This window comes from Pseudomonas agarici (assembly GCF_900109755.1).
Lineage (GTDB): Bacteria > Pseudomonadota > Gammaproteobacteria > Pseudomonadales > Pseudomonadaceae > Aquipseudomonas > Aquipseudomonas agarici.
Map to the genome: position 1 here is coordinate 1 of NZ_FOAR01000070.1, position 1,412 is coordinate 1,412.

The 1,412-nt window shown below is 50.6% G+C and carries 3 protein-coding genes; all 3 read left to right on the forward strand.

Annotation, left to right across the window (positions count from 1 at the left end):
- Nucleotides 1-104 precede the first annotated feature (104 nt).
- Nucleotides 105-452 carry a type VI secretion system Vgr family protein gene (locus tag BMX68_RS24980; RefSeq protein WP_083400873.1) on the forward strand — a complete coding sequence of 116 codons (348 nt, stop codon included), beginning with the start codon at nt 105-107 and terminating at the stop codon, nt 450-452.
- On the forward strand, nt 449-898 hold the full coding sequence (locus tag BMX68_RS24985) for a hypothetical protein (RefSeq protein WP_017133084.1): 450 nt from the start codon (nt 449-451) through the stop codon (nt 896-898). The genes BMX68_RS24980 and BMX68_RS24985 overlap by 4 nt, the downstream gene beginning before the upstream one ends.
- 4 nt (nt 899-902) lie before the next feature.
- On the forward strand, nt 903-1,412 hold a 510-nt coding region (locus tag BMX68_RS24990), incomplete at its 3' end, for a PoNe immunity protein domain-containing protein (RefSeq protein WP_143063373.1).

The following is a 1,412-nucleotide window of genomic DNA, read 5'->3' on the forward strand; positions in this document are numbered from 1 at the left end:
CTTCCAGCAGGGCGCGACCTTCCCCGAAATAGAAGGCAGCGACTACGGCCTGACGTTCTGGCAGTGGAGCCCGGACCAATCCAACCCGACGCTGTAAGCAGCTACTGAGAAGACGGCACGAGAACGAAAATGAAGAATCCTATTTCTTTCCACCCGAAAAAAAGCATCAGCAACTGCACAACGACACTACCCGCAGCACCTTCGCCGTGGGTTATCTGATTGCCTGTGAAGGCGCTAAACGCAACGCCTACCGAGGCTGCGGTTTTGCTCAGACCACCGATGGCTGGAACCAGCTTCGCGCTAGCGAAGGGCTACTGCTGTCCACCAGCCTTCAGCACGCCGCCGACGCGGCCCAGATGCAGATGGCCTCAGCCCTCGGCCAACTGCGCGGCGCCGTGGCCACCGCCGACCGTTTGAGTCAGGCCGCCCAGCCAGCTTTCTTGCAGCGATGAACGAAACCGACCGAAAAGCCGTGGAAGGCACTCGCGCCGATACCGCTAAAGTGCTGGATAACAAGCAGCCTTACAGCCCCGAGGTAGCAATGAGTCAGGACTCACCGCGCAATACTTACGCCACTATCGATAATGAAAAAGCGTTGGCAGACGTGGATAAGCAAACCGGCACGCTCAGTTCGACAAAAAACAAAGGGCGGCAGATGAGTCATTTATGGATAAAAAAATCGCTATTTTCGGAAACGACAATTCCACCCTCTCACAAAGCAAAGCTTCTGACCGCTATTCGCGAGGCAGAGAGGTCGCTTTCGAATATTATTTTATATAACCGTGAAGTCTTTATGGTCACAGGGAAGCAGTATGAAATACACGACAGAAGCAAAGGCGTTCGACACAACATTCAGTTTCCTATAATCACCATCCCCGATCACATTTTGGATAACTGACCCGATGGAAATTATTAAAAATAGAGCATGGCTTACCGTTCGCCGCGAACCGCTCCAAAAATATTCCGATTACAAACTCGTCATTGAGTCAGCCAACGAAAGCATTAAGATCACAACAAGTAATCTCGATGATTCCGAAAAAGTAAAAAACAGCCCTCAAGCCGGCGTGATGCGAGGTGCAAGGTGTCGTGCTGAAGTAGGACTTGAGAAAATCATCTATGGATACTCGGCGGGACATTCCCTGCTTGAATTGTCTAGTCTCTTTCCAGCGACAGTCACCTATTGGCTCGATTCTATGGAGCCCCGTATTTTATTTGAGTCCCGCGCTGATAATGATGGACATAGAGTCCCACACCTCGACCTCTATGACACTGACTATTGGGAAGCATTGCAGCTTGTCTGCTTTGCCATTTTATTTGACCATACCGATAAGCTCGCAGAAATCATGGATCTCCTTATTCATGAAAACGATGACCAGGATGCCTTGCTGGAAGATTTGGTCGCGCCCTATTTA

Coding starts and splice junctions, on each gene's coding strand:
- BMX68_RS24985 (WP_017133084.1), top strand. CDS start 449: ATGAACGAAACCGACCGAAAAGCCGTGGAAGGCACTCGCGCCGATACC.